Here is a 17,782-nt window from a genome sequence, read left to right on the forward strand (position 1 = left end):
GTTGGCGGTCGATCGCGCCGCGGGTCGTGCGGATCAGCGGATCGACCGGCCGGTGTCCAGGTCGAAGACGTGCAGGCGAGCCGTGTCGACAGCGACCTCGGCCACCTCGTCCCTGCGGACCCGGGAGCGCGGACTGAACCTTGCGATGAGCTCGGTTAGCGGCCTGACCCACCCGCCCGAGCCGGTGGGGTCGACCGGGTCCAGGCCGGCGTCGCGGGCGAGCTCGCGGGTGTCGTCCGTGGTGACGCCGCACGCCCCGATGCGGAGGTGCACAAGCAGTTCGGAGCCGAGCGCCTCGACGAGATCGACGGCGGCGTAGAGCGCCGCACCGCCGGCCGGCACCATGCACACGTCCTGCATGTCCTCGGGCCGGATGCCCACGGCGACCGGGCGATCGAAGTACGCCCGCACGCCCGGCCGGGAGCGCAACAGCGCCGGGTCGACCCGCAGGTGCTGGTCGGCGATCCGTAGCGTCACATCCTCCGCTGACGCTGTGAAGACTCCGGTGACCAGGTTCATCGCGGGCGAGCCGATGAAGCCGGCGACGAACATGTTGGCCGGCCGGTCGTAGATTTCCTGGGGCGCGGCCACCTGCTGCAGCACGCCCTTCTTCATGACCGCCACGCGGTGACCGAGCGTCATCGCCTCGGTCTGGTCGTGGGTGACGTAGATGGTCGTGACACCGAGCCGCCGGGTCGTGCGCGCGATGTCTGCTCGCATCTGCACCCGCAGGTTGGCGTCCAGATTGGACAGAGGTTCGTCCATGAGGAACGCACGCGGCTCACGGACAATGGCGCGCCCCATCGCGGCCCGCTGGCGCTGCCCGCCGGACAGCGCCCGTGGCCGGCGGCGTAGGTGGTCCTTCAGGCCCAGCACGCCGCCTGTCGCGGTGACTCGGCGTTCGATCTCGGCACCGGGCACCTTGCGCAGGTTCAGGCCGAAGGCGATGTTGTTGTAGACGTCGAGGTGCGGATAGAGCGCATAACTCTGGAACACCATGGCGATGTCGCGGTCGCGAGCCGGTACCCGGTTGACCGCCCGCCCCCCGATGCTGACGACGCCCTCACTGATGTCCTCGAGCCCGGCTACCATGCGCAGCGCCGTTGTCTTGCCGCAACCGGACGGGCCGACGAGCGCGAGCAGTTCACCGTCGGCGATTTCGAGGCTCAGGCCGTCGACGGCCCGCGTCCCGTCGGTGTACACCTTGCTCACCTCGTCGAGCCTGATCTTCGCCACGGACCACTCCCGATTTCTGGTTCGTTGTATTCGCCGGAATTCGTCAACAGGTCGGTCGGTGTGCCCGGCACTGCCGGGCACACCGACATCGATCTGCCTGCACGCCGGACCATCCAGACGTTCGTGGTGTAACTCCAGTGGTGGTAACTGTTGTTGCCGTTGCATGAATTCAGGGTAGACACGGTTGCCGCCATCTATGCAAAGCTGGCGTCCCGGAACGTCTCTCGTCGTGTGATACGACTCGAGCATCACATCACCCCAATTGCTGCCCCATGCCTTCCACTGTTGCCAGGTCCGGGCCAGGACGCATTCGAGCATGCCGAAGGTCGGGCCGGTGGGAACGGGTCCTATGTCGGATATGCACAGACCTGTTTTGCCGTTCTTGAGGGCAACGATGTCCATGCCGTCCTTCTTGATGTACGCCCGCTCCCACAGCTGGCGGCGCTCGTTCTTGTCGCATGGGGCGTCATAGATCGCGACGTCGCCCCCAACGTCGCCCCCAACTAGGCACCTGCCCGTCGCTTTGCATTTGAAAAGACCGACGACTCCTGCGTACGGTGCGGCGGACGCCGCGCCCACCTAGACGACCGCTGCCGTCGCCGCAAGCGCGACACCGACCAGCGCCGCCGCGGCGAGCCGGCGCGCGAAGCCGGTGCCCGCCGGCCGCAGGCGCCTGATCGCTGTCCTGGCCCACCATCTGCCTGCGTCCCGCGGCCGGGATCGTCCTTCGACGGCCAACCAGGTCCAGCCACCTCCGCATGTGCCTCAACTCCCTGTTCGAACACTGCACAATCCGCGCCCCGGGCACCGGCACGGCGGCCGCCACTGCGGGACGCCCCTAGAACGAACGCCGCACCACGAAGGTTCATCCTGCGCTGGACCCGACGCCGCGACCCCCCGGGTCAAATGCGGTGTCCCTGTATGGGGACACCGAACCGTGCATCTCGCACGGCGGTGAACCTGACCGGCGTCCCGTCCGTTTCGGGGGCGGAAGGTCACGCATTCACCTGGTTGACATTCGGGCAGTCACCGCGACCACTGGCGCCCGAGCGCATCCCGGGAATGTCCATCGCGATCCAATGCATCGGAGGAGTCCACATGCGCAAACTTTGGCGCCTCGGCGGTCGTGCCGCCGTCGTGCTCATTGTCGTCGTAGCGACCTCATTCGTCAGCGCCACGGCCGCGCAGGCATACGAACTCGTCGGCTATCTCCAGAACCACCAGACCAAAGCCTGTCTGGACAGCAACAAGGCTGGCGACGTGTACACCTTGGAATGTCAGTATGGCAACGGTTACCAGACGTGGAGGATTCAGGGACCGGTAGGCAGAAGTCACGACGGATACGAACAGGTCCGGATTATCAACAAGGCGACCGGCCTTTGCCTTAAAATGTTCCTCAGCCCCGGCAACAACAACAGCATGTCCGTCAAGACTAGCTATTGTGTCAATGTCAAGAACGAGGGCGTCTTCGATGGCCGTGGCCCGAACTGGCAAAACGTGCAGTTGCGGGGCTTGCACTACTGGACCTTTGGCCGGCAGCTCTGTGTCGACAGTGTTCGCGCCGGTATGGCCTATGCGAACATCTGCAACTGGGGTACCTACCAGACGTGGCGGCTGTCCGTGCTCCCGGAGAGCAAGTGGTAGGCCAGGCTCGGAGGAGTTGACGGTGTGGGTCAGGCTGCTGTTCGCGCGGCGGTCTGACCCCGACCGTTGTCGGTGTTCGGAGCGGATGGGCCCCCGCCCCTCAGGGCGACAGTCGTCGGCCGGTGCGGACAGGCCGTGCATCCGCCGCAGTGAAACGGTGAACCTCGTTCTGGTTCGGTACGTCCTGGAGGTGGCTGCCGGGTTACCGCCGGTCGCAGCCCATGGCTGTTGGGAGGATGTACTTGACGAGTCCAGATGTTGCCGACCCGGTCTGAGAGGGCACGGACCGCGCCGCGAGTTCCACCGGTGTGGTCCTGACGCTCGCCGCTGTGGAGCAGGTTCAGGCCGTGCTCACGCGGGAGGGCCGAGCCGACCTGCGACTGCGCGTGGCGGTCCAGCCGGGAGGTTGCTCGGGCCCTCGCTATCAGCTGTTCTTCGATGACCGGTTGTTCGACGATGAGCTGGTCGTCCGCTTCGGCGACGTCGGCGTCGCGCCGCCAGAACCAGACCCCGGTTACGACAGCGGCTATGAGAGCGGACCCGATGAGTGATCACGAAGAAGGTAGCGGCACCGGCCCGATGCACGATGTGGCCGGCAAGCCGGTCGGCTTCGATGTGGTCATCGACCGCATGAGCGTCCCATACCTCACCGGCGCGACGATCGATTTCGTGGACGGCCTGCAGGGGCACGGTTTCACGATCGACAACCCCAACGCCGCTGGTGGCTGCGCGTGCGGCGACTCCTTCCACTGACATGGAGCCGGGTATGGCACTTGACGTGCCTCTCGCCTGGTTGTGGGCGGAGGCAATAGCGGAGGATCTGATCGTGGCCGTCGAGACGCCGCCGGGCCGGGCACCTTCGAGTTCCGTGCCACGCGTGATGTGCTCGCGTTGACCCTCTTCCTCGCCGATGTCGACCAGTCGTCTGCCGACCTGCCTGCGAACTGCGTGCATGTGCTCCGCGACCACCTTGCCGTCGCGACAGGATGGCTCGCATGGTGCCGGTCCCGTTTCGAACGAACGCCGGCGGCCGCGAGTACTCGTGACAAGGGCATGGTCATGGATGCATGGCGGTGGTTGCGGTGTGGTCGGCTGCTGGCCGGCGCAGGGCTGCCTGACGTGGCGTATGGCGATGAAGCCTGGCCTGCTGAGGAGGCGGCCTGCCAGGTCGGTCTGAGCCGAGCACGTCGCGTCGTCGATGCATGCCTGAGCGGAGTCGCCTGACGGGCCGCGGTGGCGCTGCGCCAGCAGCGTCACCGTTGCGATCGGTGGGACAATGACCCGCCGGCCCGGCCGCGATGTCAACGGACCGGTCAACCGTGAACTTGTTCGATGGCGTGTACGTCTTCCGGGTGTGCCACGCCCCTGCGGGCTCTGCGGGGGATTGGGGAGGCACCACGGAGGAGGACGCGAGTGGGTATCAAGACCACCACCAGTATCAGGAAGGCGGCGGCGGGTGTTGCTGCCGCCGTGGCGGTGACCGGCGTGACGCTGTTCACCACGACTGGGTCGGCTGCGGCGGCGCCGATGGGTCAGGGGCGGGTCATGCTCTGTTCGCAGGGCAGCTACAGCTCCATGTTGTCGTTTCACTGGCCCGACCCGCCGGGGCCGGCCACGGGCGGGCGGGCCTACACGACCCTGGTCGCGCCGGGGACGTGCGGTGCGTGGAACATCCCGAAGGGATCTGAAACCGTCGAGGTGATGGGCCAGTGGCACACCTCGGTCAACCAGTTCACGTTGGGTACGTTCAAGGCCACCTCGGAATCCAACCCGGGCGTGAAGGTGTACACCAAGGGCACGACGGGCAACGCCGCCGCATCCGCCTACTTCGAGATGAAGCGGACCTGACCCTCCCCGCATGAGGCTCGCCCGGTGCGGCAGCGGTGCTGTGCGACCGTTGCCGCACCGGGCGAACAGCATCGCCTTCGGCGTTGTGCACGATGCGGGCGGGCCCGCGCCGAGGATGCCGGTGTTCCGGTTCTTGGTCAGACGGCGAGCCGATACCCGCGTTTGATCACCGTGTGGACAAGTTCGAGGTCTGGTACCGCCCGGCGTAACCGGGACACCGTCATCTCGATGGCGTGGTCGTCAACGTCGGTCAGACCGGGGACGAGCCGCCGGATGTCCGCGCTGGACAGGAGTTTGCCCGGCTCGGTGGCGAGAGCTCGCAGGACCTCGACGGGTCCTTGCTGGACCGGGTAGAGCCTTCCGTCGAGCAGTACCGCGTGTCCACGCACTTCCAGCGCCCGGCCGCCGACGGTGACGCGCACAGCCCGGTCGAGGACCGATCTGGCCAGCAGCGCGGCCGTTTCCTGGTCGAACGGCATCGGCGGGGTGGCCGGTTCCACGTCGTGCAGGCGGAGCACCGCTGCCGCAAGTGGACCGCGGCAGACGGCCGGGATGTGCGCGCCGAGCTGGGCGACCACTGCCGGAAGCCGTCCATGGTCCGTGGCGAACCGCAGGATGTGAGCGGCTGCGACCGGGTCGAGCCAGGCAACCGCGTCGAGTTGGCGCCGACTCATCAGCTCGAGGACGCGCCGCACGCCGACGACATCGTTCGGTGATTCGGTGACGTACGTGGGGATCTCGACCACGTCGGCGCCGTGCAGCCGGAGCGACTGGCAGTGCTCCGCGTGCTCCGGTGTGTCGAGTTGAGCGGCGATGCGCCGCCCGCCTGGCCGGTGGGTGAGCAGGTACCGGTACAACTCGTCGGTGGTTGCGGCCGCTGTGGAGTGGGCGTGGTGCAGCCCGCCGGCCCGCAAGGCGTCGGCGGTGCGAGCGTCGGCGGCCAGCAGCCGGGCGGAGCGAAGCGTTGCCAGCAGCCGGTCCGGATCGGGTGCTGCGCGAAACCAGGCTCGCACGCCGGCGGCGGATGAGAGGACCACGTCGTCGATCGGCGTGTCGAGACACGTGGTCGTGGTCCGGCGCAGCGCGTCGGTGTCCGGCTGTTGCACCGCGCGGACACCCTGCACCGACACGATCCGGGCGCCGTGTCGTGCGAGCAGGTCGGCGAGGTGGTGCCGGCGGCGATGGCCGATCACGGCGATGGTGAATCCGCTGAGGAGGGTCGGGTTGAAGGCGGCGTCGCTGGTGCTGCCACTGTCAGATGGTCGCGGTGCCACGGTCTCCTTCCCGGAACCTCGAGGGTGCGGCAGGTCGGGTCCGGACCAATCATGCGCTGCAGCGCCGCGGGCAGTACCGCAGGGCACCGGCTCGCGGCATGACGACACCTCCGCCGTGGTTCACCCGGCGCAACGCTCAGTTCCCGATCCGGCGGTAGACAGATACGTGATCGGTTGCGCCGAGGCCGATCGGAGTTCCGGCGAGGTCTGCGAATCGGTCCACGAGTCCGAGTCCCGCGTGCTCAGCCATGAGATCCAGCTCGGCGGGCAGCACATACCGCAGCCGGTTGGGCAGCTCGTTTGCGGAGTCGGTCAGCCGGTCCACCCGGATCGTCTCGATCACCTGGGAAGCTGGATCAATTCTGCCAATTGTGTAGGAGTGTGCAGCATCCTCCCAGTGCGCCACCGACAGCGAATACCCACCGTGCCATCGGGTCGGGTCCGGAGTGAAGCCCTCCACGATGAGCGCCCCGTCGGGCTCCAGCAGCCGAGCGGCCGCGGCTATGCAGCGCCGTTGCAGCGTCCGGTCGGCCAGGAGATACAGTGTGCTGAACGCGATCAGGACACAACCGAACCGGCCGGCCTCTCGCGGATCGGTCATATCGCCAAGTCTCGCGTGGATGCGCTCGGCACCCGGCTTGGTGCGGAGACGGGCGAGCATCTCCGAGGAGTTGTCGATGCCGTGGACCTCGAAGCCCGCGGCCACCAGCGGCAGCGCGATCCTTCCGGTGCCGATGCCGAACTCGCAGACTGTTGCGGGACTGGCGTAGCGGCTGACGAACCGCACGACCTGAACGGCATCATCCCGGTCGGCGTACAGATCGTCGTAGACGGCCGCCCATGCGTCGCCGTAGTGGCCCTCCGCCTGCCGCGGCACAGTCGCCTGCTGAACCAGTAAGCTCACAGCTCCCCCAGAATCTCGCACCGCAATGACGCAACACCGACCGCAGGCGTAAACGAGCGCCACGCCACGACGGTTCATCCAGGCCGTTGGCAGGACTCGTGCAGGGTCATTGCGTTGCCGGGCAGCAGTCAGAAGAAGGACCGAGCCGTCGCCGTGGCTGTTCCGGCGTCCGGGCGAGGCGTCAGCATGCTCCTGTCATGCTGAGCAGGACCACCCCATTGGGCTGGTGCCGGAACCGTGCGAAGCATTCGGTTTTCTGGTCGGGTCGGCGACGGGCCACCAGTGTCGTGGTGGATTGGCCGGCGGTCATGTTCCAGTTGTACGAGCCTGGTATGTCCCAGGTCGTGCCGCCGCCATAGATGCCGACGTAGGTGTCGGCCGGGCCGTTCGGGTGGTCGGTCATGACATGGAGGCTCACGCGTCTGTCGACATCGGCCGTCTTGAGGCGTAGCTGTTGTGGCTGCCACCTGGAGGAGCCTGTGCCCACGTATGTCCAGACCCAGCAGATCTGGACGACGACGTCGGCGACGGCCGTGTTCCCGGTGCAGGAGGTGGTGCTCGACGGCGTGTTGCGCGTGGATGCCGGCGCTGCGGGCGGGGCCGGAGGCGAGCCGGTGGGCGGTGGCGTGGTGGCCGGGGCCGAGGTCGCTGCCGGAGTGGTGGCCGCGGCGGACCAGGTGTCGGCGGTCGCCCCGGCCATGACGGAAATCGAGCCGACGTCCGTGGGTGTCATCTCGCTCGCTGTCTCGGCCGGCTTGCCGTCAGGCACGAGGATCGACGGGACTATCACCGCGATCAGGCAGATGGCAGCGATGAGGCCGACGGTGCGCCACCGCTGGGCGAGCCTGGCGAACGGCGGTGTGCGTTCGCCCTCGGGGGGCGTGGTGTCATCGGACTCGTCGAACGTGGCCGAAGGTGTTGCATCAGTGCGTTCCACCGGTGTGATCCCTGGAGCTCGTCGCGGACCTGGGCGGCCACCATGGTGCGGGGTCGGCGCGGCGGACGCAACCCCGTCAAAAATCACCCAGCCTTCCGAAACGGCCCGCGACCGGCGGCTGGCCATCCGCGAAAAAAGTGCCAGGGACGCAGCGATGCCCCGCCCCGTGAACCTCTCCGGCGCTGTGTACGTCTTCCGGTTGTCACGCAGCCCGAGCGACCCGCTTCCGGGTGACAACGTCGGCAGGAATGGGGACTGGTCATCTGCCCGGTGACCAGTCGTAGGTTCGCGGCGCGGCGGAGTGCCGCGTCGAGCGAGGGGCCCGGGAGTCATGGAGCCAGCAGTGCGAGGACTTCTGAGCCTGTGCCCGGCGCTGCGCACCGTGTCCACCAGCCGCGGCGCCGTGATCCGGCCTCGACACGAGACCGGTGAGGTAGATCCTGACCTGCTCGCGTATGCCAATGCGCGGCCGGCGGACGGCAGCATCTGGGCCGTGCTCGACCGGAACCTGCTGGGGACCACAGCGCGGCAGGAGTTCCTGACGCCGTTCGTGGCCAAGTTGCTGCGTCCGCTGCGTGACCAGCTGGTGATCGACGCCGGTGCGGTGCACCCGGCACCGTCGCTCGCCGAGGCACTCGCTGCCGCCGACGACCTAGCGGTCCCGGTGGAGCTACCGGCCGCGGCCACGGTCGGCGTCGACGAGGTGCGGCTGGAGTATCGTGACGGTCTCGGCCGGCCGACGCTGCGGCCGTTCGCGGTGTCGGTCCGGGTGTTGCCGCGCGGTGTCGACGGCGGCCAGCGGGCCATAGCGCGCCACGGGTTGCGTCGTGCCGGCGGGCAGGCAGCCTACGAGTTGGCTGGTGGCTGGGTGGTTGAGGTCTTCGACCGTGGGCTGTGGGTGCGCCCCGCGGAAGGGACCGGCGCACCACCGGCTGAGCTGATCCGAGACTCCACTGTGGACCGTACGCCGGTGCTGGTGTTCGGCGTGCGTGGCGTCACCATGCCGGAGCCGGTCCGATTGCGGGTGGAACGGCTGCGCGACGCCCTGACAGCTGGGCTGCCGGACGGGGTTCGGGAGGTGTGGCCCGAGCCGCCCCGTCCGGAGGCGCACCATGTCACTGCCGGGGTGTATCTGCCCCCGGGTGGTCTCCTCGAGGAACGCGACGCCGCGGAGGGCCTTCGCCTCGCCGGCTTGCTGCCGAGCCTCGGCCAGGCGTTCGCGGTCGTGGTCCATGTGCGCGGCGGGGCCGTGGTGTGGGGCGGCGAACGGTACGACTCTGCGGCGCTCGCCGCTCAGATCAAGCTGATCGCGGCCGCACTCGGACACTCGCTCAAGGAAGCGCCGCTCGTCCTGGTGACCACGCCGGACAGTGACCGGTGGCGCGACGGCGCCGTCGACTGGATCGTCGCCATGCTGGACACCAGGGTGATCTCGTTCGAGCGGCTTGGTCTCGATCTGACCGTCGCTGAGGAGACGGCCTTCCTGCAGGACCCCGGCCTATACCCGGCGCAACCGCTGGCCGCCGGGCTCCACCAGTCGTTCGAAATGCTCGGGCTGACGATTGCCGAGGATGCCGGGCCGCCGTATGGCCTTGACGACACGAGCTGGGTCGGGCCGGTGGGTCTGTACGGTCCGGAGAATCTCCGCCTGCTGCTGGAGCCCGCGTCGCTCCGGCTGGACCGGAGCCGGTTGCCGGAGCTGATCGACGCGCTCGGCATTCCCGGCCGCGGCCGCAGCCCGGATGATGAAGCGCGGTGGCAGCACATCGACAGGCTCGTCCGGCTGAGCCGGCTGATCGGCCGGGTGCCCGACGACCTGCCGCAGCTGGCTGCCGAATTCGGCTTTGACGGCCCGTGGTCGCTGTACCTGCTTGTCCAACGGCTCGGCGTCGATCCGCGCAGCCTGCGCATGGTCTCCGCCCGGGTCCGCGCGGCGGCGCCTGCGGCGCGCGCCGGCGCCGGGCCGCTGCTCGACCACCTGCGGGCCGAGCTGGCGGACCTCGGCGTGTACACCGAGGCAGATCTGGTGTGGCTGCTCCAGCTCGGCGTCCGTCACACGTTCACCCCGGGCGACCTCGCCGCCGTCAGCGCACTGGTCGGTCGCGGCATCTCCCTGGAACTCCTGCACGACCTACCGGCCGCGACCGTGCGGCGGGTGCTGGACGGGCAGGTGCGGCGGCTGGCGGCGCCGATGGGCCCCGGTGCGCTGGCGCAGCGTTGGCGGCTGGACAGCGACGGTGCGGTCGCCGCGCTCGCCAGGTCGCTGCGCACGACGCCGGAGGATCTCGCGCCGCTGTACGGCGAGTACCTCGACGCGGCCGTGATCGATCTCGCCGGTCAGGGAGCCCAGGGGATGGGAGCGGTCGAGCTGGCCGGCTGGGTCCGCACCTCGATCGGCGCCGCGCTCGACGCCGCCGGCGCCGACATCGACCGGTACCTGATCTTCAGCGGGGAGCTCGGCTTCGCCGTGACGGAGCTGGCGACCCTGCCCGCGGGCCGGCACCGGGACATGCTGATCGCCCAGACGCTGCGCAACGAACCGCTGGACACGGTCGGGCTCCAGGTGACCCGGATCGCGGCGGGCCGGCCTGCGGGCGACCCGCCGGCACATCTGGCGGCCGATGTACTGGACCCGGCCGCCGTGCTCGGAGTGCGATCGGCCGACCTGGACGCCCTTGGCTACGGGCTCGACCTGCCCGCCGTCCAGGTGCCGCAACTGGCCGAACTCGCGTTGCGCATCGGCCGCGTGCCGGCCGATCTGGGATCGCTCGCGCACCGCATCGGCGTTCCGGCGGCCACGCTGGTCGCGCTCGGCGCCGCGCTGCGCACCGACCCGCGGCACCTGCTACCGTTCCGCGGCCTGATCCGCCGGACGCAGTCGGCAGTGCGGCCTGACGGAATCCCGGTGCCGGCGATCGCCGATGTGCTGCGGACGATCGCGGAGACCGCCCTGCGCGGCCGCACCGACACACCGGACGGTGCCGCCCAGACCGACGCGGCCGACGACGGCCGCCTCGCACTGTTCTTCTTCCTGATCAGTCAGAGCATGATCGAGACCTCGGACGAGCGGCTGTTCCTCCGTCGGCTGCGGTGGACCGTGGCGGCGCTGCGCGGCCCATGGCTGGATCCACTCGCCCGGTTCCTCGAGGGCACCCTCCCGTGGCTGGTCCCCGACCACGATCTCGTCTCGCCGCCGGTCGCGGATCCGTTCGACGGCCTGGACCCGTACCAACAACTCCGGGAAGGCTGGTGGGCCCGCCGGCTCGGGGTCCGCCGGCAGAGGATCGCCGAGATCCGCAGCGACCACCCCGCCCTTGACCTCGACGCGGTGGTCGACCTCGCCCAGGAGATCGGTGCCACACCGGCGCGTGTGCTCGACGTCGCCGACGTGACCGGCCGGGTGCCCGTCGAGCTGGCGGAACTGGCCGCAGAATGGTGGAACACGCCGGACGACGTGGCGGAGACGGCGACGTCCTGGCAGGTCGCGCCGCATCTGCTCGACCCGGTCAGGGCCGACAGAGTGCTGAGCCTGCCCGATGACGTCCGACAGTTGCAGGACTGGACGCAGGCGCTTGCCCTGTCAAAAGGTCAGCTTCTGGAGATGATGTCCGACAGCCTCCTGTCCTTCACCACCGACTCGGTGGCGGACGCCGTCAAGTCCGGGGTGCTGCCGCTCTGGCGGGCGGTGGTCTGGGGCGTCCCGACGGCCGACGCCGGCAGCTTCGCGGAAGCGCTGTCGAACGACCAGCTGGAAACGTTCGGCACGGTCGTCGACACCATAGCCGGCCACGAAGGCCTCGACCTGTCTGTACTGGCGGAGCTTGCCGTGCGGTTGCGGGTCAGCCGCACGCTGCTCGCGGCGTACAGCCTCCGCGTCGGGCGGATCCCGCTGGATCTGGCCGACGTGGCACGCCGTCTCGGCGTCGACGACCCGCTGCGGCTGCTGGCCGTGGCCTCGCTGGCCGGCGTCGACGTTCGCGACCTGGACACCGCCGATGAACTGCGCCGTCTCAACTTCTGGGGGCAGGTCACGTGGGGGCAGGTCACGCATCGGCTTGCCTGGGTCGAAAACCTCGCCAGTGCCGTCCGGCAGCGGCGTGACCGCGCTGGGTTCCCGAAGCCCGCCCGCAACGTCCTGCACGACCTGCTGCACGCGATGACCACCACCAGAAGACCCCTGACGGAGGTGGTGACGCTCGCCAACAGCGGCAGCGGGGCGCTGCCGGTCCGCGTGCTGCTCAGCGCCGCGCGGGACCTCCAGGTCGATCCGCGGCTCGTCGCCCGCTTCGCCCGCTGGGAGACGCATCAACTCGGCCAGTCAGCCCGGCGGATGAACCAGGCCACCCCCGCTGCTGCGCTGCACGACGTGATAGTGACGGACTACCCGGCCTGGGCAGGCATCCTCGGCGATCTCGCATTGAGCGGGAACGACATCTGGCTGTTCTTCGGCTGGCTCGACGAAGACCGGGCGAACGCCTCCCGGTTCCCCAGCGACGGCGCGGAACTCGTGGACACGTGGCTGCTGGGCCGGCTCGCCAAGCACACCATGACGGAGCCGGAGCAGGTCCGCCAGAATATTGCAGCGTGGGAGGTGCAGCCGAAGGAGATACTCCGATTCGCTGACCGCCACCGGATGCAACCGGAGGACCTCTACGCGACCGGCGTCGTCCTCGACCATTTCCCATGGGCAGTACCCAGGCTGGCGGCGGCGCTGCGGATGCGGCCGCGGAGGCTGCTGGAGGCCCTGGCCATGGGCGTCGAGCTCCCCTTGGCGTCCGTGGTGACCGAGGCGCCCGTCGCGGGTGAGGACACGCTCACCTGGGCGGATCGGTGGCGGCGGCTGGTGCATGAGGAGGCCACCACCGTCGGCTGGGACACAGGCGGGCTCAGCGTGATCCTTGCCGATCTCGGCCTGACGCTGACGACAGCTGGCCGCGGCGACGAACTCCGGCGCCACATCCAGACCTGGACGACCCTCGTGTTCGGACTCGCACCGGACCCGGAACCGGTGTCCTTACGGCTGTTCGTACGGATGAGGCAGCTCGGTGAACGATGGCTCGACGGCCGCCTCAGCCCCGCCGACGACGACAAGGCCCGGGCCCTCGCCTCCCGCCTGGAGGTGAGCCCGCCGTGGCTGCAATTCTTCAGCGGCCGCATCGGCCGTGTCCCCGAAGAACTCGACCTGCGCGGAGACGATCAGGCAGCGAAGCGGAACCGCCGGTGGCTCACGCTTGCCGCGATGCTGGGCGTCGCCCCCCGCGACATCCCCGCCGACAGGGTCCGGGAGGTCGTCGACGCGGCCGACGTTGATCAGGACACCGTTGTACGGACCACGGCTGCGGCGCTGCGTGCGGACCCGGTCTGGTCGGCGGCGCACCCGCCCGAGCAGGGCCTCGCCGCCGCCGTGCGGGGGCCGGCCCGGGAGGTTGAACGGCTCGGCCTGACGGTCGATGAGTGGGCAGCGCCATCGCCCGGGGGCACGGACCGGGCCGATCGGCTCGCGCGGAGCTTCGAGGAAACGCCGGCGACGATCCGCGTGGACCTGTCGACGCGGCCGTGGCTGTCGCACGCGGATCTCGACCTGATGGCCGGCGAGCACCGCGTCTCGCGACATGACCTGCGGCGGCTGAGCCTCCGGCTCGGCCGGGTGCCGACCGACATCACCGAATTGGCCGACCACGCCGGCCTGCCGCCAGCGGTGCTGATCCGGGCGGTGACACAGCTGACAGCGGATCCACGGTCGCTGCGGCCGCTGCTGGAACATGGGTGGACGGTACCGCCGGACGAGGTGCCGGAGGTGTGGGCGCGTTGGCTCCAGCGGCAGAGTGATCGGCTCGGCACGTCACAGGACTTCCTGCTGGCGTTCATGGCCGACATGGTTCTGAAGGTAGTGGACCTGGAGGCAGATGACGCGGCGGCGGACGCCGAACTCCAGAAGCAGTTCACGCACTGGCTCACCTGGTTGCTGCACCTCTCGCCCACCGTGCTCGGGGAGCTTCGCGGTGCCGAGCTCGATCTGCACGCCGCCCTGCTGGAGCCGCTCATCGCGGGCGAGGGATGGCAGCTGGGCGACCTGCGTCGCGAGGCTGCGCTGCTCGGCATGGGCTGGCCGTACCTGGCGTCGTTGAGCCTGGAACTGCGGGCGCCCGTGACCGGCGTGGCGTCGGTCGCGGCGAGGTACGGAGTCCACAACGCCCGCCAGGTGCTGATTCTCGCGTCGGTCTCGCACGTGCATCCGTCCCGGTTCGGTCCCGACGATCACATTGAGCGGCTGAACGACCAACCGGTCACCGATGTCGCCGCGACACTCGCGCTGCGGCCGACCCATGCGAGGCCGATCGCGGGAATGGTCACCGCGATGGCACGGGCCATCCGGCGGCACGATCTGAACCCGGCGGAGGCGTCGGAGCTCACGCGGCAGCTGGCCGACGAAAGGATCTCGATCGAGCGGGCACCGGAGGAGATTGTCAAGGCGAAGGTCTTCCACCTGCGGTCGCGGCTCTGGGCGGACAGGTTCGCCGTCCACTGGCACGAGATCATGGCCGATCTGTTCAGACGGGAGTGGCTGGTCCACCATCGGCTCGTCTCGGCGGCGGGTGACTCACTGCCGCAGGACGCGTACCCCGCGCTACGTCGGCTGGCGCTGGACATCGGCCGGCTCCCGACCGGCCTTGCCCGGGTGGCGGATGCGTGGCATCGAGATGTGGACACCGTGCTGTCGATCGCCCTTGGGCTCGGCGCGGAGCCGGAGTGGCTGCACCCGGTCCTGGCCGTCCACGACCCGGACCAGCCGCTGTCCGAGCAGCTCACGGAGTGGAGCGCGCGACTGGACGATCTTGGTCACCGGCTCAGCGTCGACCGGCCGATCCTGCTACAGGCGATGAACGACTCCCGGCTGGCCATCACCTGGCCCGGCACGGTCGAGGACCTCAGGACGGTGGTGGACCGCTGGCAGGCGACACGTCTGGCGCTGGGTCCGCAGGGCTACGCCGCGCTGCGCCGCCAGGCGGTGTTCTCGTTGTCGTTTGCACTGCGCCTCATCGCGGCGATGGGTGAGGTCAGCGGCCGGTACGAGGAGGTCGTCGGGCACGCGGACCGCCTCCGGGTCAGCCGGTCCTGGATGCTCGGTGCGTACCTCCAGCTGGGTAGGTCGGTCCTCAAGGTCCACAGCATCAACGACATCCACGAGAGACTCCGGCGTCTTGCCGACGGGCCGTCTCAGACCGGCGTGCTCGGTCTCGTCGACATGCTCGACGATTCCGCCGACATGATTGAGCTGGCCATGCTCGCCCTGGAGTTAGGCAACAAAGGCAGTCCGGTCGACATCGACGCGTTGCCGGTCGACCTGCGCCGGCTCTACTTCGCGTTCAGGCAGTCTCCTGAGCGCGGCACAGTCCCGCTGCACCTGGCACTGCTGGGCAGGCTCGGCACGCAACTGCCCTTGCCGGACGGATCGTCGGTCCGGGTCGTCCACGCCGGTGACGACCCTGCTGTCGAGGCCGCCTTCCTCGACCTGTACCAGCAGCTGCCCGACACGGTCGGCATCAGCGATCCACCGGGCGCCGGGCTGCCCTTTGCCCGCGCCCTGACGACCGACCACGCCCTGACCGCCGGCGAGGACGAGGCGGAAGCCGACGCCGCCGCAAGCATGACGCTCCCGGAACTGCTTGATTCGTATCCCCAGATGCCCGGGATCGGGCGCTTCCTCGACGCTGACGGAAGAGTCGTGCCCGGCTTCGACGGCATCATCGGCGACCTGGCGGCCACCGGCGGCCGCGGCATCGCACTGTTCCGAGCCCCCGGCGCCGCGGGTAGCCACACGATGGGCGTGCTGAACGTCTTCACCGGCGGCGCAGACGAGGTTGTGTTCCTCGATCCGCTGAAGCCCGGCCTCGCGGAGCTGCCCAGCGGCGACGCGGTCGAGGTACTGTTCCTGCCGACCAGTGGGCCGATGCCGGCCCGATTCGCGCGGCTCGGCGACGTGCCGCCGGACCTGGACGCGGTGTTCGCCTGGCCGCCGGCGGTACTCACCGGTCTCGGGCTCGACCCCGCCGACGCCGGCCTGCTCCTGCGCCATGCCGCATCGGTAGGCGTCCAGGTCGAGGCGCTCCCACCACAGTTCCGGCAGCGGTACGCCGAATGGTGGGGCGCCCCGACCGGCCCAGAGAGGATCAGCGCACGCCGCCGGTTGCATTCGGCGCTCCTGGAGGAACTCGCCGGCGTCCAGCGCCTGCCGGGCGGGACGAAGGCCGGAGTCGTCCATGCCACGTCGGGATCCGCGGCGTCCGGCGCCCGGCCGGCCTTGGACGCGATGCAGTTGCTGTTGCTGAACCTGGCCGGGCTCCGACCTTTGCCCGCGCGCAGCGTCGAGCACATCGGCGACACCGATGATGAGTTCGAGCAGTTCGCCCGCGCGTTCCACCTCGACCAGTCCCTCGCCGGCACCACCGTTGTCTTCGAGCCGGAGAACGACGAGGAGCCGCCCGACACGCTCATGCGGCTGCTCCCCGGCAGCGGTGGGTTCGTGCGGTTCCTCGGCCCGTCCGGTGAACGGGTCTCAGGTTTCGACGGCGTCGTTCGACATCTCGATACGACGCACGGCCGAGGCCTCGTCATGTACCGTCTGATCGGTCTGGACGGCAAGCCCAGCGTGCGATTGCTCAACGCATTCACCGGCCCGCGCGGTGAGATCCTCTTCGTCGACGCGGTCTCGTTCGCGCTGGCGGACCTGCCGCTGAGCCTGCCGGTCGACGTGCTGTTCTGGCCGACCATGAACCCGGTCGACCTGGGCCTGACGGAATCCGTCGACCTGAACGAAGACTGGGCAGACGTCGTGCCGGGTTTCCACAACATCTTGCTCCCGCGGCTGCCCGCGGGTGCCCGCTCGGTCAAGGCCGTTTCGGGCGTCGACATCGTGGTCGTCGGCACAGACGCAGCCGCCGCCCGGCGGTTCTGGGAGACCGTCGCTCACCATGGGGATGCCGTCGACGCACCGTTGGTCGGTGTGGAACCGGACGCGCTTGCGACCCTCGACGCCACACTGCGGCAGCTCCGGTGGAGCGGACTGTCGCCGGTCGTGGTCGCCCGGGACCTTCGGGACGAAGGTGCGCTGAACGTCGCGCATCGGCACGGCCTCGCAGTTGTCAACCTCGGCGCGGCGGGGATTCAGGACGAATGGTTGGTGCGCGGCCCGGTTGGATGGATCCGAGCGTTCCCGTACTCGAACCTGGCCAAGGCGCTGCAGCACGCCGCCGGACTCGCCGCTCCCGCGCCGAATGCACCGCCGCCCGAGCTGGTCGGGTGGCTCGCTGCCGATGACTGGGACGAGGCCAAGGCATTGTTCGACGAATACGCCGAGCCGCTGCAGCACGTCGACATGCGGAGGCAGCTGGCCGAGATCGTCGATCGGGTATTGGAGGACCCGCGACCGGCGGTCTTCGGGGCGGTCCTCGACCTTGCGGCCGCCGGCAATGTCGAGACGGCGTTCGGCTACGTCCAGGCGGGAGACGACATCGCCCGGGCGCGGATCGTGCTGGAAGCGGCGCTGAGCGACGCCGGGACCGACCTGCTGACAAAGCTGATCATCGCGGCGCGCCGGGCCGAGCCGGCGGGCAACGACGCCGACACACTGCTGATGACCGTCGTGGATCTCATCATGGCGAACGGTGACCGGACGCTCGACGCTGCCGAAGAGGAGCTCCTGCAGTGCCTGGACGGAGATCACCGCGGCCGGTGGCTGGATACCCGCACCAAGCTCCTCGAACTGCTCGAATCGCAGAGCACAACGGATGAGCACGACGCGCCGCTGCGGCGTAGACGCGAGGCGCTGGAACGTCTCGCGCTGATCGTGGTGAATTGCTGACGTCCGGCACGACCGCCGTGTGCGGCGCAGGCGACGGCTTCCCGTGACGCCTGTGTTCGGATGACGCGGCGCGCAGA

Annotated in this window: 9 protein-coding genes and 2 pseudogenes; 7 read left to right on the top strand and 4 right to left on the bottom strand. The window is 69.4% G+C overall.

Annotated elements, in window-relative coordinates; translation table 11 throughout:
- Positions 1-33: 33 nt before the first annotated feature.
- The gene (locus ACQEVZ_RS39760; RefSeq protein WP_433376312.1) at positions 34-1,638 is read right to left on the bottom strand and encodes an ABC transporter ATP-binding protein; all 1,605 of its coding nucleotides are present in this window, start codon (positions 1,636-1,638) and stop codon (positions 34-36) included.
- 696 nt (positions 1,639-2,334) lie between these two features.
- Here ACQEVZ_RS39760 and ACQEVZ_RS39765 point away from each other — a divergent pair.
- The 5 genes and pseudogenes from ACQEVZ_RS39765 to ACQEVZ_RS39785 all read left to right on the top strand — a co-directional run bounded on the left by ACQEVZ_RS39765 (position 2,335) and on the right by ACQEVZ_RS39785 (position 4,728).
- Positions 2,335-2,880 carry an RICIN domain-containing protein gene (locus ACQEVZ_RS39765; RefSeq protein WP_433376315.1) on the top strand — a complete coding sequence of 182 codons (546 nt, stop codon included), beginning with the start codon at positions 2,335-2,337 and terminating at the stop codon, positions 2,878-2,880.
- A gap of 308 nt (positions 2,881-3,188) precedes the next feature.
- Positions 3,189-3,359 (top strand): annotated as a pseudogene (locus tag ACQEVZ_RS39770) (iron-sulfur cluster insertion protein ErpA); the annotation flags it as partial.
- 127 nt (positions 3,360-3,486) lie between these two features.
- Positions 3,487-3,633: pseudogene (locus ACQEVZ_RS39775) on the top strand (HesB/IscA family protein); the annotation flags it as partial.
- 138 nt (positions 3,634-3,771) lie between these two features.
- Positions 3,772-4,104 (top strand): hypothetical protein, encoded by a 333-nt coding sequence (locus ACQEVZ_RS39780; protein WP_433376318.1) that lies wholly within the window; start codon positions 3,772-3,774, stop codon positions 4,102-4,104.
- Between the two features lie 189 nt (positions 4,105-4,293).
- Positions 4,294-4,728, top strand: coding sequence for a hypothetical protein (locus tag ACQEVZ_RS39785; RefSeq protein WP_433376321.1), 435 nt, complete (start codon positions 4,294-4,296; stop codon positions 4,726-4,728).
- A gap of 137 nt (positions 4,729-4,865) precedes the next feature.
- Here the strand turns inward: ACQEVZ_RS39785 and ACQEVZ_RS39790 are convergent, their stop codons facing one another.
- The 3 genes from ACQEVZ_RS39790 to ACQEVZ_RS39800 form a co-directional block, all read right to left on the bottom strand.
- Positions 4,866-6,002, bottom strand: a complete 1,137-nt coding sequence (locus ACQEVZ_RS39790; protein ID WP_433376324.1) for a uroporphyrinogen-III synthase — start codon at positions 6,000-6,002, stop codon at positions 4,866-4,868.
- 136 nt (positions 6,003-6,138) lie between these two features.
- The gene (locus ACQEVZ_RS39795) at positions 6,139-6,906 is read right to left on the bottom strand and encodes a class I SAM-dependent DNA methyltransferase (RefSeq protein ID WP_433376327.1); all 768 of its coding nucleotides are present in this window, start codon (positions 6,904-6,906) and stop codon (positions 6,139-6,141) included.
- Positions 6,907-7,087: 181 nt separating this feature from the next.
- Positions 7,088-7,309, bottom strand: coding sequence for a hypothetical protein (locus tag ACQEVZ_RS39800; RefSeq protein ID WP_433376330.1), 222 nt, complete (start codon positions 7,307-7,309; stop codon positions 7,088-7,090).
- Between the two features lie 76 nt (positions 7,310-7,385).
- Between ACQEVZ_RS39800 and ACQEVZ_RS39805 the strand changes: the two genes are divergently transcribed.
- Together ACQEVZ_RS39805 and ACQEVZ_RS39810 are read left to right on the top strand one after the other, a co-directional pair.
- The gene (locus ACQEVZ_RS39805) at positions 7,386-8,117 is read left to right on the top strand and encodes a hypothetical protein (RefSeq protein ID WP_433376333.1); all 732 of its coding nucleotides are present in this window, start codon (positions 7,386-7,388) and stop codon (positions 8,115-8,117) included.
- A 69-nt stretch (positions 8,118-8,186) separates the two neighbouring features.
- A complete protein-coding gene (locus ACQEVZ_RS39810; protein ID WP_433376336.1) occupies positions 8,187-17,705 on the top strand; it encodes a hypothetical protein in 9,519 nt (3,172 codons plus the stop codon).
- Positions 17,706-17,782: the final 77 nt, after the last annotated feature.

Origin of the sequence: Dactylosporangium sp. CA-152071, from assembly GCF_050936335.1 — a bacterium.
In the GTDB taxonomy this organism is placed as follows: Bacteria; Actinomycetota; Actinomycetes; order Mycobacteriales; family Micromonosporaceae; genus Dactylosporangium; species Dactylosporangium maewongense.

What these genes read in the sequence shown, in the direction of transcription:
- ACQEVZ_RS39760 (WP_433376312.1), bottom strand. Translation starts at nt 1,638, where the DNA reads ATGGACATCGTTGCCCTCAAGAACGGCAAAACAGGTCTGTGCATATCC.
- ACQEVZ_RS39765 (WP_433376315.1), top strand. Translation starts at nt 2,335, where the DNA reads ATGCGCAAACTTTGGCGCCTCGGCGGTCGTGCCGCCGTCGTGCTCATT.
- ACQEVZ_RS39800 (WP_433376330.1), bottom strand. Translation starts at nt 7,309, where the DNA reads ATGACCGACCACCCGAACGGCCCGGCCGACACCTACGTCGGCATCTAT.